Here is a 15,269-nt window from a genome sequence, read left to right on the forward strand (position 1 = left end):
TGGTTACTCCTTGAAGTATTTTTTGGTTTCTTTTCGGCTGGGATAAATTGTTTTTAGAAAAAAAGTATCCCCCTCTTTGACAAACGGAACGATGTAGGCGTAATTCATAATCGCAACAATCAAACAGTATTGGCTCTGATGGTTAGCACTTGGGTTTTTGACGATGTCGAGAAGCTTGTCTTCTTGGATACTGGTAACGACATCCTCGAAACATATATTTCGGGTCTCTTTGAGGAGGGTGTTTTTCTCATCGTTCCAATCAAAAACCATTTGATCCCCTCCTTACTAAAGGTATTATTTTATAATTGTATATCAATTGTATGTAAAATGCAATAAATATTAAAATAATCCCGTTCCCCCTGAGCTTGTCTAAAGGTGAGTCTAGGGTTCGACAAGCTCACCACGAACGGAAAATTACCTATGCAATAATGGACTAATTTGCTGTAAACTATGTATACTAAAATACAGATGAACGAGATACCAATGGAAGAAAATAAAGCTATTTGGCAAGATGATTTATTAAATCGACAGAGTGAAGGCAAGTTTCTTTCCGAATATCTCTTAAAACGTTATACAAACACTCCAAATAAGCCATTTGTATTAAATATTAATGCTGAATGGGGATTTGGTAAAACCTACTTCTTAAAAAACCTATCCGAAGAACTTGCATTACAAAAACATCCTGTCATTTATTTTGATGCGTGGCAAAACGATTATTCAGATCAGCCACTGTTAGCTTTTATCTCGGAAATGAATACTTCTTTAAAACCTTTTCTAAGTGAAAGCACTAAGGGGAAACAACTATTCGATAAAGCGTGGAATACATCAAAAAAACTTTTAATTCCCATGCTTGTTAAAAAGTTTACAGGATTGACATATGATCAGCTTATGGAAGAATTTGATAGCAGTACCAAAAATTTAAAAAATGAGAATGAGACAGAAGATAATTCGCTGAAAAATGAAGTCGAATCGGTACTGTCAAAATTAGCGGAAACTGCATTGGCAGATCATGAAACAGTTCGACAAAGTATTAGTACATTTAAAGAAAATATGGGGAAAGTATTAAAGTTTATCGATAAAGAGATTCCATCAAAAAATTTACCTATGTTTGTTTTTATTGATGAGTTAGATCGATGTCGTCCTAATTATGCGATTGAGTTACTCGAAAATATCAAACATATTTTTGATATTCCAGGAATAGTGTTTGTCATTGCAACGGATTCAAAGCAACTGTCACACTCTATCAATGCAGTTTATGGACAAAATTTTGCATCCGAACGCTATTTAAAACGTTTTTTTGACCAAGAATACAATTTGATAAAACCTGATAATTATGCCTTTGCAAAGTACCTTTTTGAACTTCATGGTATTACTAAAGATGAAAAACTATTTTCTCCTTTAGAACAAGAGATTTACAAAGATAAAGACCTCAATGTTGAGCTTTTTACTCTTTATGCCAGATTGTTCAAGCTAAGTCTAAGAGATCAGGAACAAGTTGCAACAGTTCTATCTGCTATTGTGTTGACATGGATAAGTTCTGAATCTATACACTTGGGCTATTTATTGTTTTTGATAATGCTAAAACAGCATTCTAATATTTACTTTGATAAGTATATTGAAAGTAATAAAAAAGCGTCCTTCTTTAGAGATAGTGTGGATCAATTAAAACTTGATTTGACAATTGAATTTCAATCCACCGTAATAACTAATAAAAATGGCATTCATGAAGGAATACGAGGAATTAAATCTCTTTCAATAAATGAATTAATCAATACATATTATTCATTGCTGGATATAAGTTTAGAAAAATTGTATGAAAGAAGCAATAACAATACTTTAGTATATTCTAAAATTACTAATCAACTCCTTTCCGATATTCAACAAAATAAAGATGTAACAATAATAGCAGACAAGCCTAATATTTATCCAAATCTCGTGTTGCGAGCGGGGCAGTTTTCATGATTAGAGATAAATGTTGATTAGCTCAAAATTGCCTTGGCTAACTCAAACTGATTGGCGGTCATGATATGAATTTTCGGATGGAGTGCTTTGAGCTCTTCGAAAAGTTTTTTACTCAGTTCAAATCCAACACGGTACTCTTCCTCTGGGCTGATGAGTGAAGCCGCTTCGAGCGCTTCAACCCATGCTGTCGGTACATATATCCCCGGAACATTTTCATCCAAAAATCGGGCAGTGCGGAGTTTCGTGATCGGGAAATAGCCCAAAACGAGGACGCACGCAGCATTGTTCTCACGGTTGGCTTCCACCATCATATCGAGCAGTTTACGAGCATTTTCGAGATCGTAGACGGGCTGAGAGATGATAGCAATCGCTCCGTGAGCCACTTTTTTGGTCATTTTCTTTTGCAACGTTGCGGCACTTTTGGCATAGGCATCAATAACAGCAAACGGGTAAATCTCTTGGACGGGGGCAAGGAGTTTTTGTTCGGCTAAATCAGTTCCGTTGTTGAGGGTGGTGATTATGTCGAGGAGCAGTTTGCTGTTCCCCTCGAATACCCCTTTTGCATGAGGCTGATCGGAGTAGTGGGCACTGTCCCCCGTCAGGGCAAGGATGGCACGGACATTGGCTTCGTTGGCTCCTAGAAGATCACTTTGCAAAGCGATACGGTTACGGTCGCGCATACTCATGGTAGCCAGTGTCGGTTTTCCGAAGCGGTCTTGGAGCTTCATTGCCGCGAAGAGGGCATTGTATTTGAGTTTTGCCAGAGGATTATCGGTAGTGCTGAATCCGTCAACAAGTTTATCAAGACCTAAAGCGGCGATTTTTTCGATCGTCGGGGCAAACTGTGCGGAACGCGACGGCGTCGTTTCAAGGGTGATATATTTCTCGTGACGGAGTTTATGTATAAATGATTCGAACAAAAGCTACCCTTGGATATAATTGCGTCATTATAACAAAATGTGGGAAATCTATTTTGATAAAATTAGCGGTATTTGATTTTGATTCGACATTGATGGATGGTGAAACCATCGATTTTTTCGCCGAAGCACTCGGAATCGGTAAACAGGTGAGCGCGATCACCGAGCGGGCGATGAACGGAGAACTCGATTTTTTTGAGAGTTTACAGCAACGTGTTACTCTTTTAAAAGGGTTGGAATTTGGTCTTGTCGATGAGATTTGTCAAAACCTCCCATACATGAACGGTGCTGTCGAGACGATAGCGGCGTTGAAAGAGCGGGGGATCAAGGTGGTTTGTTTCAGCGGCGGCTTTAGAACGGCGACCTCGTATGCGAAAAGTATCCTCGGATATGATGCCGATTTTTCGAACGTATTGCATTCGAAAGACGGAAAGCTCACGGGGCTTGTCGGCGGAGATATGATGTTTGATTATTCCAAAGGGGATATGTTGCAACGTTTGCAAGGGCTGTTTGGTATCACCGAAGAGGAGACGATGGTGGTTGGAGACGGAGCAAACGATCGATCGATGTTTGCTCATGCAGGGACACGAATAGCATTTTGTGCTAAAGAAATTCTCAAAAAAGAGGCCAATATTATCGTTGATACGAAAGACCTCACTCAAATTATTACAAAGGTATTCCCATAATGTTAGAAAACTCTTTATGGTTGCGTTACAACCCTACTAAAACTATCCGAGAAGTTTTGGCACGTATTTATGAATGCAGTGCTGTCGAGATCAATGAGGATGAACGCGAATTGTATGCATCGCTTAAACGTCATTTGACAAAAAAAGAGTTCCGTATGATCATGATGAATGAAGCGGGATTAAGTGCTGATGAGATAGGTGCCGAAGTAGGATTAGAGGGTGAAGAGCTTAGAAAATCGCAATACAAAGCGTATCGAAAAATTCGTCAGGATAAAATCCGTCGCGAAGTGACCGGCGGTATACTTAAGGAAGAAGTGACAGAGGATGAATTGGAATAATTGATACATTTTTGATAAAATAACCTGAAATATCAAAAAAACTATTTGTTGTTAAACGTTCGTTTATTGTTTGTGAGATATGATTTAAGGGTATCAAGACACCTTCACTGTTTTCTCGAAAATGGTGAAGGTGTCTTAACGCTAAAATTGAAGGAGAATTACATGACAAAATCAACGTCACTTTTTCTTGCGGCAGTTGTTGCTGCAAGTTTAATGGGTACAGCCGCTTTTGCTGACGCAAAATCAGGTCAGAAAGTGTATCTTAAAACGCTAAAAGCGAAATTTAACATGAACGGGACTAAATTTGCTGCTGAGCATACGGTTGCAGAATGGGAAGATCTTTTCGCTAACGGTGCTGCTGGATTTATTAAAGAATACAGTGCAAAATATCCTGCAGCAATCCCGGTTTTGACTAACCCTGAGATGAAAGATAAACTTCAAGAAGTCGGTGATTTCGCGAAAGAGTACGGTTCAGATTCAGGCAACGTCCCTTCTTGCGGCTAATACCTCTTTTTCACCCTCTTGCAGGGTGATCCTTTCTCCTCTTTAACCCTTCCTTTAATAAACAGTTCGCTTCAATATTTCAAAGCTAATACGAAACAGATAAGCTACAATCTATTTTTTTCAAGGGGATTCGATGAAAATAGTTATTTGTGGTATGAGTGGTTTTGTAGGAAGTGCGCTAAAGCACCATTTCCAAGGAGAAGGAAATGAGGTTATTGGATTAAGTATCCGCTCATCTACTTCGATACACGATATCGTTGCTATTTTAGAAAATTCGGATGTTGTGATTAACCTTGCGGGCGCGAGTATTTTAGGACGATGGACCTCAAGCTACAAAGATGTTTTACGAAAAAGCCGTCTCGAAACTACCGATAAGCTTGTCGCTGCACTTAAACAGTGTTCAACTCCTCCCCATACCTTACTTAATGCTTCTGCCATCGGAGTGTACGACAGTTATCATCAGCATGATGAACGTTCGCACGATTATGCGGGAGATTTTTTAGCATCATTGGTTCTGGATTGGGAGCGTTCGGCGTTGAGAGCTCAATCGAAACAAACCCGTGTATGCATAATGCGCTTTGGTGTTGTATATGCTCAAGGTGGAGGTGCAATGGAGAAAATGATTCCGCCATTTAAACTCGGCTTAGGCGGTAAGATGGGGGATGGCTTTCAGATGATTTCATGGATACATCTCGAAGATTTGGTTCAAGCGTGTGCATTTTTGATCAAACATGAAGAGGTGGAAGGAGTTGTGAATTTTACCTCTCCTGAACCGATCAGTAATTTGGAGCAAACCAAATCGATGGGGGGTATTTTGAATCGTCCTACTTTTCTGGATCTTCCTGCATGGATCGTTAAAATTGTTTTTGGTGAGGGATCATCGGTGATGCTTGACTCCAAAGAGGTTTATCCCAGAGTATTGCAAGAGTCAGGATTTGTATTTCGCTACCCTACATTTGACAGCGCAATGGAGCAAATTGCTCACGAGCAAGGGTAAGTAGCGCTTCATCTATACGGTGAGGGGTGAGGGCAACCTCGTCAATCGTTTTGAATTCAAAATGGCTCTTGGTATAGCAGATGACGGAATCAGTTTTCCCCTCCAGCAGTGCGTTAATCGCATGCGTAACAAATTGATACGCCATCAGGCGATCATAGACCGTTGGATTTCCTCCTCGTTGTGTATGTCCGAGTATCGTAATCCGTGCTTCAAATCCTAACTCTTTTTCAAACCATTTGGCGGTTTCTTCGGAACTTTGCAGTGCTTCGGAAATGATGGCTATAAAATAATCTCGTCCTTTTGCAATTTGGGATTGAAAGCATTCGGTGTAATTATCAAGGCTCATCGGCATTTCGGGTATAAGACAGAGCTCTGAACCGGAGGTTAGGGCTGAGACTAAAGCAAGATAGCCGCAGTTGCGTCCCATCGTTTCAACGACAAAAGCACGGCGAAACGAAGATGCGGTATCCCGCAGTTGATCGATTGCATTTTTAATAACATTAAGAGCCGTATCGACCCCTAGACAATAGTCGGTACCGTGAATATCGTTATCAATTGTGGAGGGGATACCGCAGAAAGTGATGTTTGTTTCTCGGTAAAATTTCTCCATACCCCTAAAACTTCCATCTCCCCCTAAAACGATTAGCTTGCTGATGCCGTGATGGGCAAGATTTTGTGCCGCAATCTTTCGATAGGACTCCTCCTGAAATCGAGATGAACGTGCAGAACGGATTTTTGTCCCCCCTCGGGTGATTATTCCGGCAACGTCTGAGTAGGATGCTGCAACGATTCGATCATCGATTAATCCTTCAAATCCATCGTACACAAAATAGGGTTGAAGGTTCTTTGCATAGGCATATTCGACAAATCGTTTAAGGGCAGGATTCATCCCTGAAACATCACCTCCAGAGCAAAGAATGGCTATTTTATCCATTGATTTTCCCTCGCAACGTTTTCCAACCAAAGTACCGTTTCATCACTTAGTTGCTGTGTAGCACTGCTAAGGGCCTTAACTCCACCTGCCGCATCTTGAGTGGGTGAGGGAGAGGTAATAATAAAGCGTTTTGATGCAACCGTTTTTTTTGTTTTGGAATCGATAAGACGATAGGTAATATCGATTAGCCCTTCGCTTTTTACGTCACTTGGAAAACGGTGATAAAAGGCATGGAGCTCCGATTCCAATGAAAGATCAGCATAGGCACTTGATGTTGTTGGAATCAGTGTTACAAAAAGACGACGGTTTTGAAGAGAAGAGGTTAATGCCGTGTCGATCATACTTGCTGGCGTATCTACCCATCGGCTGTAAAGATAAGAACCGATATGGGTTGTCTCTCGAAGATAGTAAATCTCTTTGGATGAGAGAGATGCGATACTTTTAGTCGATGTGAGTTTGAGCGTCAAATTGGTAGGAACAGCACGTGTATCTGATGGATAATATGGCGGTATAATCGTATATTCATTAATAGCCGGAACGGTAATAGAACATCCTGTAATGAGAAGAGCGAGGATAGTTGCAAGTAGGGTGTTATTCATGATTATTCTCCTGGTCCGGGGGTAGGTTTGGATTGTTTGAACAGTATATCCGATGGGCTGCTTCTAAGGCTTTGGAGAGTACGCTCCATCTCAGCACTTAGTATCCGAGTCTGTTCTAAAAGGGCATTCAGTTCGGAAGTTGTGGGTGAGGTGATTGAATTTAAATCATAATCTCCGCGATCAATGGATTGCTCGATTTTTTGGATGAGCACACGGCTTTTTTCTGATGTTTCATGCATCGATTTGAGGGTCGGTGCCATGTTGTCTCTCATGACGATTTTGAACGTATCGGCAGAGTGATTGACACTATCGGCAGAATCACTCACTTTGCTCATCGTTTGATTTAGATTATTTTCGGTTTGAATGGTATTTTTAAGGAGAAAATCAATTTCTTGTTGGTAATCGGCTGTTTTTTGACTAAAATTTTTCAGATTTTCCAAGGTTTCAGAAATATTTTGGGTGTTTTTTGTACTTAAGGTCTGATTGATATGCTCAAGAGTATCGGTCAAACTTACAGCTACTTGACTCAATGACTCATCGATTCGTTTGATGATGGAGGGGGTCGTCGGTATAACCCCTGGCACATCCGCGGAGGTTTCAAGCAAAGGCGCATTTTTTGTGCCGCCGTTAATCTCTATAAACGCTAAACCGGTAATTCCGAAGAATTTTAAGGTTGCGGTTGAATCAACTTTTATAGGGGTCTCTTTTTTAATTTTAAGGATGAGTTCCACCTCTTCGCTGTTACGCGGATTGATCTCCATCGATTCCACCATTCCGACATCAACACCATGAAATTTGACGGATGCTTCGGGTGAGAGCCCTGAAACCGATTCGGTGATATAGACTTTATAGCGCTGGTATTGGCTCTCATCATCGTTGTATTTTCCCAGCCAAAAGGCAAAAGCAAGCAATGCGGCGCTAAAGAGTAGGACAAAAAGGCCTACGAGGGGGTAATTAACCTTGGATTCCATGTGTCTCCTTCGAATAGGATGAGATGCGTTCCGTTTGGAAAAAATAATCGATAAGGGGATGTTCAATCGAAAGAACTTCGGCGAGTGTCCCCTCCGCAACTACTTTTTTTTCACCCAGAAGGGCAAAACGATCAACAATATGATGTATCGTATCCAAATCATGGGTAACCATGACCACGGTTAGTCCTAGCAGATCGCGTAACTGCTGAATTAACGCATCAAACTGGCGTGAGCTGAGAGGATCAAGACCGGACGTCGGTTCATCTAAAAATAACAGTGTCGGATCGAGGGCAAGGGCGCGAGCAAGTGCGGCACGTTTAGTCATTCCGCCGCTTAGTTCACTTGGGTAAAGGTCTATAGCATGCCGAGGAAGACCCACGAGATCGATTTTAAGCGCCACGAGTTCTTGAATAAGCGTTGCAGGAAGATCGGCATATTCTTTGTACAGGAGTGCGATATTTTCTCCTACCGTTAGGGAAGAGTAGAGGGCGCCGGATTGAAAGAGAACCCCCCATTTCCGCCGTAAATCGTGTGCAGCTGAGGGGGTAATAGACTCAAGGTTATGTCCTAACACTTCAATGGTGCCGCTATGCGGACGGTTAAGCATAATCATCTCACGCATCAAGGTTGATTTTCCCGATCCGCTCCCCCCTAAAAGGGCATAGATCTCATTTTCTTTTACCGTACAGCTGACGTGATCGTGTACAAGGGTATTTCCAAAGGTGGTAACGACGTTTTCCACACGGATGATGGTGCGGCTCACAGACTAAGCTCCGTCAGTAAAATGGAGAACAGTGCATCACACGCTATGACCAAAAAGATGGCATTAACAACGCTTTTGGTGGTATATCGACCGATACTTTCGGTATTGAGCGAGACTTGAAATCCACGGTAGGTACTCACGGTTGCGATCAAAAAGGCGAAAAACGGTCCTTTTACAATTCCGATAATGTAATGTTTGATCGGCAATGCCCCTTGCAGTCGGTGGGTGAATTCGCTAAATGAGATATGCGATTGTGTCTGCGCGATCACCATCCCCCCGAAAATTCCGATAAGATCGGCAAAAAAGATGAGCAAAGGCAAAGCAATCATCAGTGCAAAAATCCGAGGCCATACCAAAAAAACAAACGGATCAAATCCCATGGTTTTCATCGCATCAATTTCTTGGGTCATTTTCATGGCTCCCAGCTGAGCGGTAAAGGCTGATCCGCTTCGTCCTGCTACGACAATAGCCGTTATAAGGGGGGCGAGTTCACGGGTAAGAGAGATACCGATAGTATCGACAATAAATATGTCGGCACCGAATTTTTGAAGCTGTACGATACTTTGGTAGGCGACAACGACACCGATCAAAAAAGCGCTGATGGCAATGATAGGGAGGGCTTCGATACCGGTAGTGAAAATATGGGCAACAATGGCACGGGTACGAATTTTTGAAGGGTGGCGAAGGGTGTAGAGGAGAATGACAAATGCTTCTCCTAGAAAATGGAGAAAATTTCCAATCCCTTGTGCCGCTAAAAATGTTTCACGTCCTAGAGTGTGGAGCCATCCGGGTCGTTTCGGGAGCGATACCTCTTGATGGTTGTTGGAATAGAGAAGATGATAGAGGCGTAAGTGTTCATTTCTGCCCCCGATGACTTCGGTCGAAAGTCCTTTTTTTTCAAAACTACTTTTATGAAGATGCCAGAGGGCAATGCCGGCAGAATCGACTTTGCTGACGCCGCTTATATCCCACGTTAAAGGAGATGTCGGCTGAAGAGATTCAAGTTGAGCTGCAATATCTTTAAGGTAGGTAATTGTCCATGCACCGCTGCATCGTATCAGTGTATGGGACGAATCACTAACAATGCTAAGGGTGGCAGGATCAGTGCTTTGCATCCTCTATTATAACGCAGATACGTTTTAAAATATCATTTTTAGTCCTGCATAAACTGTCCGACCGCGTAAGGGTCCCCAAACATAGGAGGCATTAAAACTACCGTCGGAAGTATAGAATAATGGGGATTCGGTATTTGTCTGAACGTAGTTAAAGAGGTTTTTTGCTCCGGCATAGAGGGTAAAATTCTTACTAACGGTTTTGGAAAGTTTGAGATCAACGGTTGTATACGCTGGCGCAGTCGTATTTTTGGGTGAGGTAAGGGCGAGGTCATTATAACGATTCGCGTAACCGAATGGAGCCAAATCACGTGCACCGACCCATATTGCTTCCGTATATACATTCCATCCGTATAGGTCGTAATTTACACTGAAACGAGTACGCTGTTCAATGGCGGCAAGGGCAAGGTGCGCTTTGTATGCATCATCGTAGTGATACGTTTCATAAGCTCCTGAGAGGGTTAGCGCCTCATTAAGAGCATACCCGATAACGATATCTCCATTTTTAACAGTAACTTCTCCCTCGTAGTTTTTGAGTGTTGGAATGCCTGTTGTATCAACATAAGCGAGATTTTTGACTTTGGTGTAGGCGGTAGAGAGTGTTATGGTTAGTCCGTTTGCATTGTAGGCAAGAGAATAGTTTGCCCCTTTTGATTTTTCAAGTTCAGTAATCCCCATAGCAAATCCGCTGTCAAGCAAGCCGTGCTCCGACTCAAAAAAAGTTAGTGGAGAGCGGTACCCAAGCCCTGCACTTAGACGTGAAGTGAGATCATTGGTATGGTTGTGGCGAAAATGGAAGCGGGGAACGAGCAAGGTTTGATCGATTTCATTTTCTTTTGCTGTTTGTGCAAGCCAGTTGGTCGTAATTTTAGTTCCTCGTAAAGCGAGAGTGAGCTCGTTAGCCGAATCAATCAGCCATGCATCCTGCGCATAAATTCCCAATGCAGAATAATCGAAATCATCTTTGGCTTTTCCTTGATCGACATAATAAAATTTTGACTCCGATCGGGCCTTTTCAATTTTGGCATCGGTTCCATAGGTTACAAAATGGTTGTTGTTAAGGGCATGATCGATTTTTATATCCGTGAAATAGGTTTTATCTACATTGGCATAGTCTGCTCCCTCATACAGAGAGTCTTGTTTTTGCTCAGAATATGCGAGAGTTGTTTGGAGGTTCATGCTATTGTTTAGAATATGGTGTTCTTTGAAATAGAGCTCATTTCGGGTCGTATTGACCCGCTCTAATACAGACATAGGATTGCCGATGAACGTATTTTTAACATTGTCCCCTATAAAAACAGGATTCGTCTGCGTACCGTTATAACGTGCTACGGCGGAACTCTCAGAGACCATAGGCCCTCCGAAGACATTGGAGGTAAAATGGGATGCTTTTAGCTCCATCGAATCGTACAGCGAAAACTCATGGGTCAGCATCAAAGAGAGAGATTGGTTCTCCATGGAGGGCGATTCACTGATGCCGTTATGGTCATTATCAACCTGCCCTTGTGCATGGTAAGCCGTAGATATAAGGATACCTGTCTTTTTATCGCTGGTCATCATTTCCCCGAGTAGGGAATAATTTTTGGTTCCGAGTGTTCCCATGGAAGTATCAATTTCGACTCCGTTACCATGTGGTTTACGCGGGATTATGTTGATTGTTCCGCCAATGGCTTCGGGAGCGGTTAGAGATGCTCCCGCACCACGGGCAATCTCGATACTTTCGATATCCGCAGTGCTGATCGCGTCCATCCCGTAAAAACTGGATACGGTGGAGTTAAAGGGGATACCGTCGACGAGTACGGTTGTATGTTCCCCTTGAAGCCCGTTGATTTGAACCCGTTTGAATCCGCATAATGAATCTCCGGTGGAGACACTGATCCCGGCTTGTTTGCTTATGGCTTCGGCAAGGGTAGCCGACTGAGTTTGGTTGATCTCTTTTTGGTTGATGACTTCAGTCTTTTCGACCAAATCCTTCAGAGCCCCTTTTTGTTGAAAGGTTGAAGTATCGGAGTCTTCAACTGTAATGGTATTAAGCTGAATATCGTTTGCTGAGGCAAATGTGCAGAGTGCTATACATGCAACGCATGAAAGGGTCTTTTTCATAGAAATATCCTAATCGTTTAATAAAAAATGTTAAAGTGGTAATAGATATTGATTAGGAAAGCGGGGGAGAGCGGCTTCGATCTGTGATGGCTGATGCTATCGGTCGGCTTGTTTTGGGAGAGGCAAAAGGTTCATACGATTGTTCGAGCGATACTAACGCGGGAGTATCACTCAATAATGCAGGGGCATGTGCAAGAACACACACTTCACATACATCGCCGTGATGATGGGCATGGCTTAGTTCATGAACTACCCCTACAAAGAGGGAGAGGATAAATAACAGCGCGAAAAATCGTCGAAAACGTCGCATTATCCCCCCTTTTTTTGCGAATTTTAGCATACTCTACCTCGGTTTGGTATATTGTTTGCTAGACTCCGTGAAGAAGATATAAAAGGTTGTTGTATGATTAAAAAATTTACAGGGTTGTGTTTAACGCTCAGTGTGAGTTTATTTGCCGATATTAATAAACATGAATTGAACCAATTGAACATTGATGCTATGGTCGTAAAAGATTTAAACTCCAAACATATTTTATATTCCAAAGAGCCGTTAAAAGAGTTAAAACCGGCAAGTTTGACCAAAGTGATGACGGCGTTGCTCGCAATAAACAGCGGAAAAATGAATCAGTATGTGACGATTACTCGTGAAATGACCCATGTCGAGCCGACAATAGCAGGGTATAAGCGGGGAGATGTGATACTCCTGAGCGATTTGGTGAAGGCGGCAATGATCCAGTCCGATAATGATGCGGCGATGGCAATAGCGATTGCCATCGGGGGTGATGAAGAGAAATTTGTAGCAATGATGAATGCCAAAGCGCGGCAAATCGGCTTGAAGCATACCCATTTCACTAACCCCTGCGGATACGATGACAAAGAGCACTATTCCACGACGAACGATTTACTCACATTAACCGAATACGCGATTAAAAATTCGACCTTTAATGCTATCGGTAAACTGAACGAATATACCTATTATTCCCTCAATTCCCATAAAAAGTTTTTTGCTTATACCCACAACCGCCTTTTGAACCGATATGAATATGCGGTAGGGATCAAAACAGGGTATACGGCAAAAGCGGGTGCGTGTTTAATCGCCAGAGCTAAAAAAGACGGGCATGATTGTGTCATCGTGATGATGCATGCCAAAGTCGATCGTTGGAAAACGGCGAAAAATATTTTTGAGCAAGTATTAAACAGTTAGAAACTGATTTAAAAATGCTTTATAAATAGCGGTTTTTTCTTCCCGTTTCATCGCGGCATGGGCAGGTGAAGTGGAGGGGAGAAGCACCTTCTCGACGCTCAAATTCTTGTAATATTTCAAAAACAGATCATAGCTTTTTTTTCCCGTAAAGGCGAATACCTTGATATTCGGATAATCGTTCAACAGGGTTTCAAAATTGTTAGGGAGACAGTTTTTGAGATTCGTATCGCTCGAATTGCTCCGCTCGCATGAGCTGATGACGTCCCATAACCCGATCCCTTTTTCCAAACAAAAGGTTTTTTTAGCTTCATTCGTTTCTAATCGGACATGAAAAATGATCTTGACACTTGATAAGTTTATTTTAAAGTAGACCTGCTCGAATGAGGCGATACTGGGGAAACTTCCTAAAAAAAGGATACGAGTAGATGCGTTGATGATCGGGGGAAAAGGATGACTATAGGATTCCATGGACGTATTTTAACTCAATTTACCTTCCCCTAAACCACCATTTGTTACAATTCCGCCATTAATTCTGGGTTAAAACCCAATCAAAGGATCTGCATGAAGCGTGCACTGCTAAGTGTCAGCGATAAAAGCAACATCGTTGAATTCGCCAAATCTCTTATCGGTTTGGACTATGAGATCGTCTCAACGGGCGGAACGTACAAAATGTTACGCGATTCAGGTGTAGATGCTATCGAGATAGATGATGTCACCGGATTTCCTGAGATGTTTGACGGACGGGTTAAAACCCTGAACCCGTATATTCACGGCGGTATTTTATTTCGTCGTGATTTGGACTCCCATGTGAATATGGCAATGGAATATGGGATCGTTGAGATCGATTTGGTGTGTGTCAACCTCTATCCGTTCAAAGCGACGATCGAAAAAACCGACGATTTTGAAGAGATCATTGAAAACATCGACATCGGCGGCCCTGCAATGGTCCGTTCTGCGGCGAAAAACTTTAATGACGTATTGATCGTTACCGATCCGAGTGACTACTCCGTAGTCCTTAACGCAATTGAAAATGACGAAAACAGTGTAGAGTTCCGCCGCGATCTGATGATCAAAGCGTATGAGCATACAGCGGCATACGACTCTATGATTGCTAACTATATGAACAAACGTTTTAATAATGGTATGGGGGCTAAACAGTTCATCGTCGGAAACAAGGTGATGGATACCCGTTACGGCGAAAATCCTCACCAAAAGGGTGGATTGTATGAGTTCGAATCGTTCTTCTCTAAAAACTTCAAAACCCTCAAAGGGGAAGCAAGCTTCAATAACCTTACCGATATCAGTGGTGCGGTGAAAATCGCGGCGGCATTCGGGGACGAGAACGCTATCTGTATCGTCAAACACGGTAATCCGTGCGGTTTCGCGATTCGTGAGAATCTTCTTGATGCGTATAACGAGGCACTTAAATGCGATCCGGTATCGGCATTCGGCGGTGTGGTTGCCGTAAACGGTGTCGTTACTAAAGAGCTTGCTGAGAAAATGAACGAAATGTTTCTTGAGGTAATTATTGCAGGATCTATCGATGAGGAAGCACGCGCGGTATTTGAACCGAAAAAACGTCTCAAACTCTTCGAGTATGGTAGTGATCGTATCGCTTTGAGCAACGATGTTATCGATTTCAAACACATCGACGGCGGGTTTGTCTTCCAAGACGCTGATCGTGTTACTGCGGATGAAGTGAAAAATGCTAAGTTGGTGACCAAACATACCGCGAGCGAATCCGCCCTAAAAGATGCTGAGATTGCATACAAAGTGGCATCTTTGACCAAATCAAACTGCGTTGTGTATGTTAAAGATGCGGCAATGGTTGCGGTCGGTATGGGGATGACATCACGTGTCGATGCGGCGCGTTGTGCATTGCGTAAAGCCGAAGAGATGGGATTGGATGTCAGTGGATCAGCTTTGGCTTCTGAAGCGTTTTTCCCGTTCCGTGACTCGATTGATGCGGCAGCGGGTGCCGGTGTTAAAACCGTCATTCAGCCGGGTGGTTCGGTACGTGATGAGGAAGTTATCGCAGCAGCAGATGAACACGGTATGGCGTTGTACTTTACCGGAACTCGCCACTTTCTACACTAATAGCTACGCTTGCCGCTAAGGCACCGAAGCTTGCCTTTATAGAGGCAGAATTTTCTATCTTCGTGCAGCTTCCCGCGATAAG

General features: G+C 42.6%; 17 protein-coding genes. 7 read left to right on the forward strand and 10 right to left on the reverse strand.

From position 1 onward, the window contains the following. Positions 1 to 3: 3 nt before the first annotated feature. Complete coding sequence (locus WC407_RS10455) at positions 4 to 270, reverse strand: toxin (protein WP_373022590.1); 267 nt, start codon at positions 268 to 270, stop codon at positions 4 to 6. Positions 271 to 483: 213 nt separating this feature from the next. Here WC407_RS10455 and WC407_RS10460 point away from each other — a divergent pair, with 213 nt between their 5' ends. After that, a complete protein-coding gene (locus WC407_RS10460) occupies positions 484 to 1,962 on the forward strand; it encodes a P-loop NTPase fold protein (RefSeq protein WP_373022591.1) in 1,479 nt (492 codons plus the stop codon). Between the two features lie 17 nt (positions 1,963 to 1,979). On the opposite strand, the gene WC407_RS10465 is transcribed toward WC407_RS10460, so the two are convergent. After that, the gene (locus tag WC407_RS10465) at positions 1,980 to 2,882 is read right to left on the reverse strand and encodes a methylenetetrahydrofolate reductase (protein WP_373022592.1); all 903 of its coding nucleotides are present in this window, start codon (positions 2,880 to 2,882) and stop codon (positions 1,980 to 1,982) included. A gap of 53 nt (positions 2,883 to 2,935) precedes the next feature. Here WC407_RS10465 and serB point away from each other — a divergent pair, with 53 nt between their 5' ends. The 4 genes from serB (at position 2,936) to WC407_RS10485 (ending at position 5,404) form a co-directional block, all read left to right on the forward strand. After that, positions 2,936 to 3,565, forward strand: coding sequence for a phosphoserine phosphatase SerB (serB, locus tag WC407_RS10470; protein WP_373022593.1), 630 nt, complete (start codon positions 2,936 to 2,938; stop codon positions 3,563 to 3,565). After that, positions 3,565 to 3,903, forward strand: a complete 339-nt coding sequence (locus tag WC407_RS10475; protein ID WP_373022594.1) for a hypothetical protein — start codon at positions 3,565 to 3,567, stop codon at positions 3,901 to 3,903. Before serB ends, WC407_RS10475 begins: the two co-directional genes overlap by 1 nt. A gap of 162 nt (positions 3,904 to 4,065) precedes the next feature. Further along, on the forward strand, positions 4,066 to 4,407 hold the full coding sequence (locus WC407_RS10480; RefSeq protein ID WP_373022595.1) for a hypothetical protein: 342 nt from the start codon (positions 4,066 to 4,068) through the stop codon (positions 4,405 to 4,407). Positions 4,408 to 4,540: 133 nt separating this feature from the next. Next, positions 4,541 to 5,404, forward strand: coding sequence for a TIGR01777 family oxidoreductase (locus tag WC407_RS10485; protein WP_373022596.1), 864 nt, complete (start codon positions 4,541 to 4,543; stop codon positions 5,402 to 5,404). On the opposite strand, the gene WC407_RS10490 is transcribed toward WC407_RS10485, so the two are convergent. From WC407_RS10490 to WC407_RS10520, 7 genes are read right to left on the reverse strand one after another with little or no spacing between them, the layout of a single operon-like run. After that, on the reverse strand, positions 5,358 to 6,338 hold the full coding sequence (locus WC407_RS10490) for a 6-phosphofructokinase (RefSeq protein WP_373022597.1): 981 nt from the start codon (positions 6,336 to 6,338) through the stop codon (positions 5,358 to 5,360). The two genes, WC407_RS10485 and WC407_RS10490, sit on opposite strands and share 47 nt — an antisense overlap. After that, complete coding sequence (locus WC407_RS10495) at positions 6,326 to 6,937, reverse strand: ABC-type transport auxiliary lipoprotein family protein (RefSeq protein WP_373022598.1); 612 nt, start codon at positions 6,935 to 6,937, stop codon at positions 6,326 to 6,328. The genes WC407_RS10490 and WC407_RS10495 overlap by 13 nt, the downstream gene beginning before the upstream one ends. A 2-nt stretch (positions 6,938 to 6,939) precedes the next feature. After that, positions 6,940 to 7,908, reverse strand: coding sequence for an MlaD family protein (locus WC407_RS10500; protein WP_373022599.1), 969 nt, complete (start codon positions 7,906 to 7,908; stop codon positions 6,940 to 6,942). After that, positions 7,892 to 8,671 carry an ABC transporter ATP-binding protein gene (locus WC407_RS10505; protein ID WP_373022600.1) on the reverse strand — a complete coding sequence of 260 codons (780 nt, stop codon included), beginning with the start codon at positions 8,669 to 8,671 and terminating at the stop codon, positions 7,892 to 7,894. The genes WC407_RS10500 and WC407_RS10505 overlap by 17 nt, the downstream gene beginning before the upstream one ends. Continuing rightward, positions 8,668 to 9,786, reverse strand: coding sequence for an ABC transporter permease (locus tag WC407_RS10510; RefSeq protein ID WP_373022601.1), 1,119 nt, complete (start codon positions 9,784 to 9,786; stop codon positions 8,668 to 8,670). The genes WC407_RS10505 and WC407_RS10510 overlap by 4 nt, the downstream gene beginning before the upstream one ends. A 24-nt stretch (positions 9,787 to 9,810) precedes the next feature. Beyond that, positions 9,811 to 11,886, reverse strand: coding sequence for a TonB-dependent receptor plug domain-containing protein (locus WC407_RS10515; RefSeq protein ID WP_373022602.1), 2,076 nt, complete (start codon positions 11,884 to 11,886; stop codon positions 9,811 to 9,813). 52 nt (positions 11,887 to 11,938) lie between these two features. Further along, entirely contained in the window at positions 11,939 to 12,226 is a 288-nt protein-coding gene (locus tag WC407_RS10520) for a hypothetical protein (protein WP_373022603.1), read from the reverse strand. 63 nt (positions 12,227 to 12,289) lie between these two features. Between WC407_RS10520 and WC407_RS10525 the strand changes: the two genes are divergently transcribed. Beyond that, positions 12,290 to 13,090: a D-alanyl-D-alanine carboxypeptidase family protein gene (locus tag WC407_RS10525; RefSeq protein WP_373022604.1), complete on the forward strand. Its 801-nt coding sequence runs from the start codon at positions 12,290 to 12,292 to the stop codon at positions 13,088 to 13,090. Here the strand turns inward: WC407_RS10525 and WC407_RS10530 are convergent. Beyond that, a complete protein-coding gene (locus tag WC407_RS10530; RefSeq protein WP_373022605.1) occupies positions 13,079 to 13,558 on the reverse strand; it encodes a DNA-deoxyinosine glycosylase in 480 nt (159 codons plus the stop codon). The genes WC407_RS10525 and WC407_RS10530 overlap by 12 nt on opposite strands. A 93-nt stretch (positions 13,559 to 13,651) precedes the next feature. Between WC407_RS10530 and purH the strand changes: the two genes are divergently transcribed. Next, positions 13,652 to 15,187 (forward strand): bifunctional phosphoribosylaminoimidazolecarboxamide formyltransferase/IMP cyclohydrolase, encoded by a 1,536-nt coding sequence (gene purH, locus WC407_RS10535; RefSeq protein WP_373022606.1) that lies wholly within the window; start codon positions 13,652 to 13,654, stop codon positions 15,185 to 15,187. Positions 15,188 to 15,269: the final 82 nt, after the last annotated feature.

The sequence above is a fragment of the Sulfuricurvum sp. genome (assembly GCF_041651515.1).
GTDB lineage: Bacteria > Campylobacterota > Campylobacteria > Campylobacterales > Sulfurimonadaceae > Sulfuricurvum.

Excerpts from the sequence above, each read along its gene's own strand:
- WC407_RS10485 (WP_373022596.1), top strand. The coding sequence starts at position 4,541 with ATGAAAATAGTTATTTGTGGTATGAGTGGTTTTGTAGGAAGTGCGCTA.
- WC407_RS10530 (WP_373022605.1), bottom strand. The coding sequence starts at position 13,558 with ATGGAATCCTATAGTCATCCTTTTCCCCCGATCATCAACGCATCTACT.
- WC407_RS10520 (WP_373022603.1), bottom strand. The coding sequence starts at position 12,226 with ATGCTAAAATTCGCAAAAAAAGGGGGGATAATGCGACGTTTTCGACGA.
- WC407_RS10480 (WP_373022595.1), top strand. The coding sequence starts at position 4,066 with ATGACAAAATCAACGTCACTTTTTCTTGCGGCAGTTGTTGCTGCAAGT.
- WC407_RS10515 (WP_373022602.1), bottom strand. The coding sequence starts at position 11,886 with ATGAAAAAGACCCTTTCATGCGTTGCATGTATAGCACTCTGCACATTT.
- WC407_RS10510 (WP_373022601.1), bottom strand. The coding sequence starts at position 9,786 with ATGCAAAGCACTGATCCTGCCACCCTTAGCATTGTTAGTGATTCGTCC.
- WC407_RS10455 (WP_373022590.1), bottom strand. The coding sequence starts at position 270 with ATGGTTTTTGATTGGAACGATGAGAAAAACACCCTCCTCAAAGAGACC.
- WC407_RS10460 (WP_373022591.1), top strand. The coding sequence starts at position 484 with ATGGAAGAAAATAAAGCTATTTGGCAAGATGATTTATTAAATCGACAG.
- WC407_RS10500 (WP_373022599.1), bottom strand. The coding sequence starts at position 7,908 with ATGGAATCCAAGGTTAATTACCCCCTCGTAGGCCTTTTTGTCCTACTC.
- WC407_RS10525 (WP_373022604.1), top strand. The coding sequence starts at position 12,290 with ATGATTAAAAAATTTACAGGGTTGTGTTTAACGCTCAGTGTGAGTTTA.
- purH (WP_373022606.1), top strand. The coding sequence starts at position 13,652 with ATGAAGCGTGCACTGCTAAGTGTCAGCGATAAAAGCAACATCGTTGAA.
- WC407_RS10490 (WP_373022597.1), bottom strand. The coding sequence starts at position 6,338 with ATGGATAAAATAGCCATTCTTTGCTCTGGAGGTGATGTTTCAGGGATG.
- WC407_RS10495 (WP_373022598.1), bottom strand. The coding sequence starts at position 6,937 with ATGAATAACACCCTACTTGCAACTATCCTCGCTCTTCTCATTACAGGA.
- WC407_RS10475 (WP_373022594.1), top strand. The coding sequence starts at position 3,565 with ATGTTAGAAAACTCTTTATGGTTGCGTTACAACCCTACTAAAACTATC.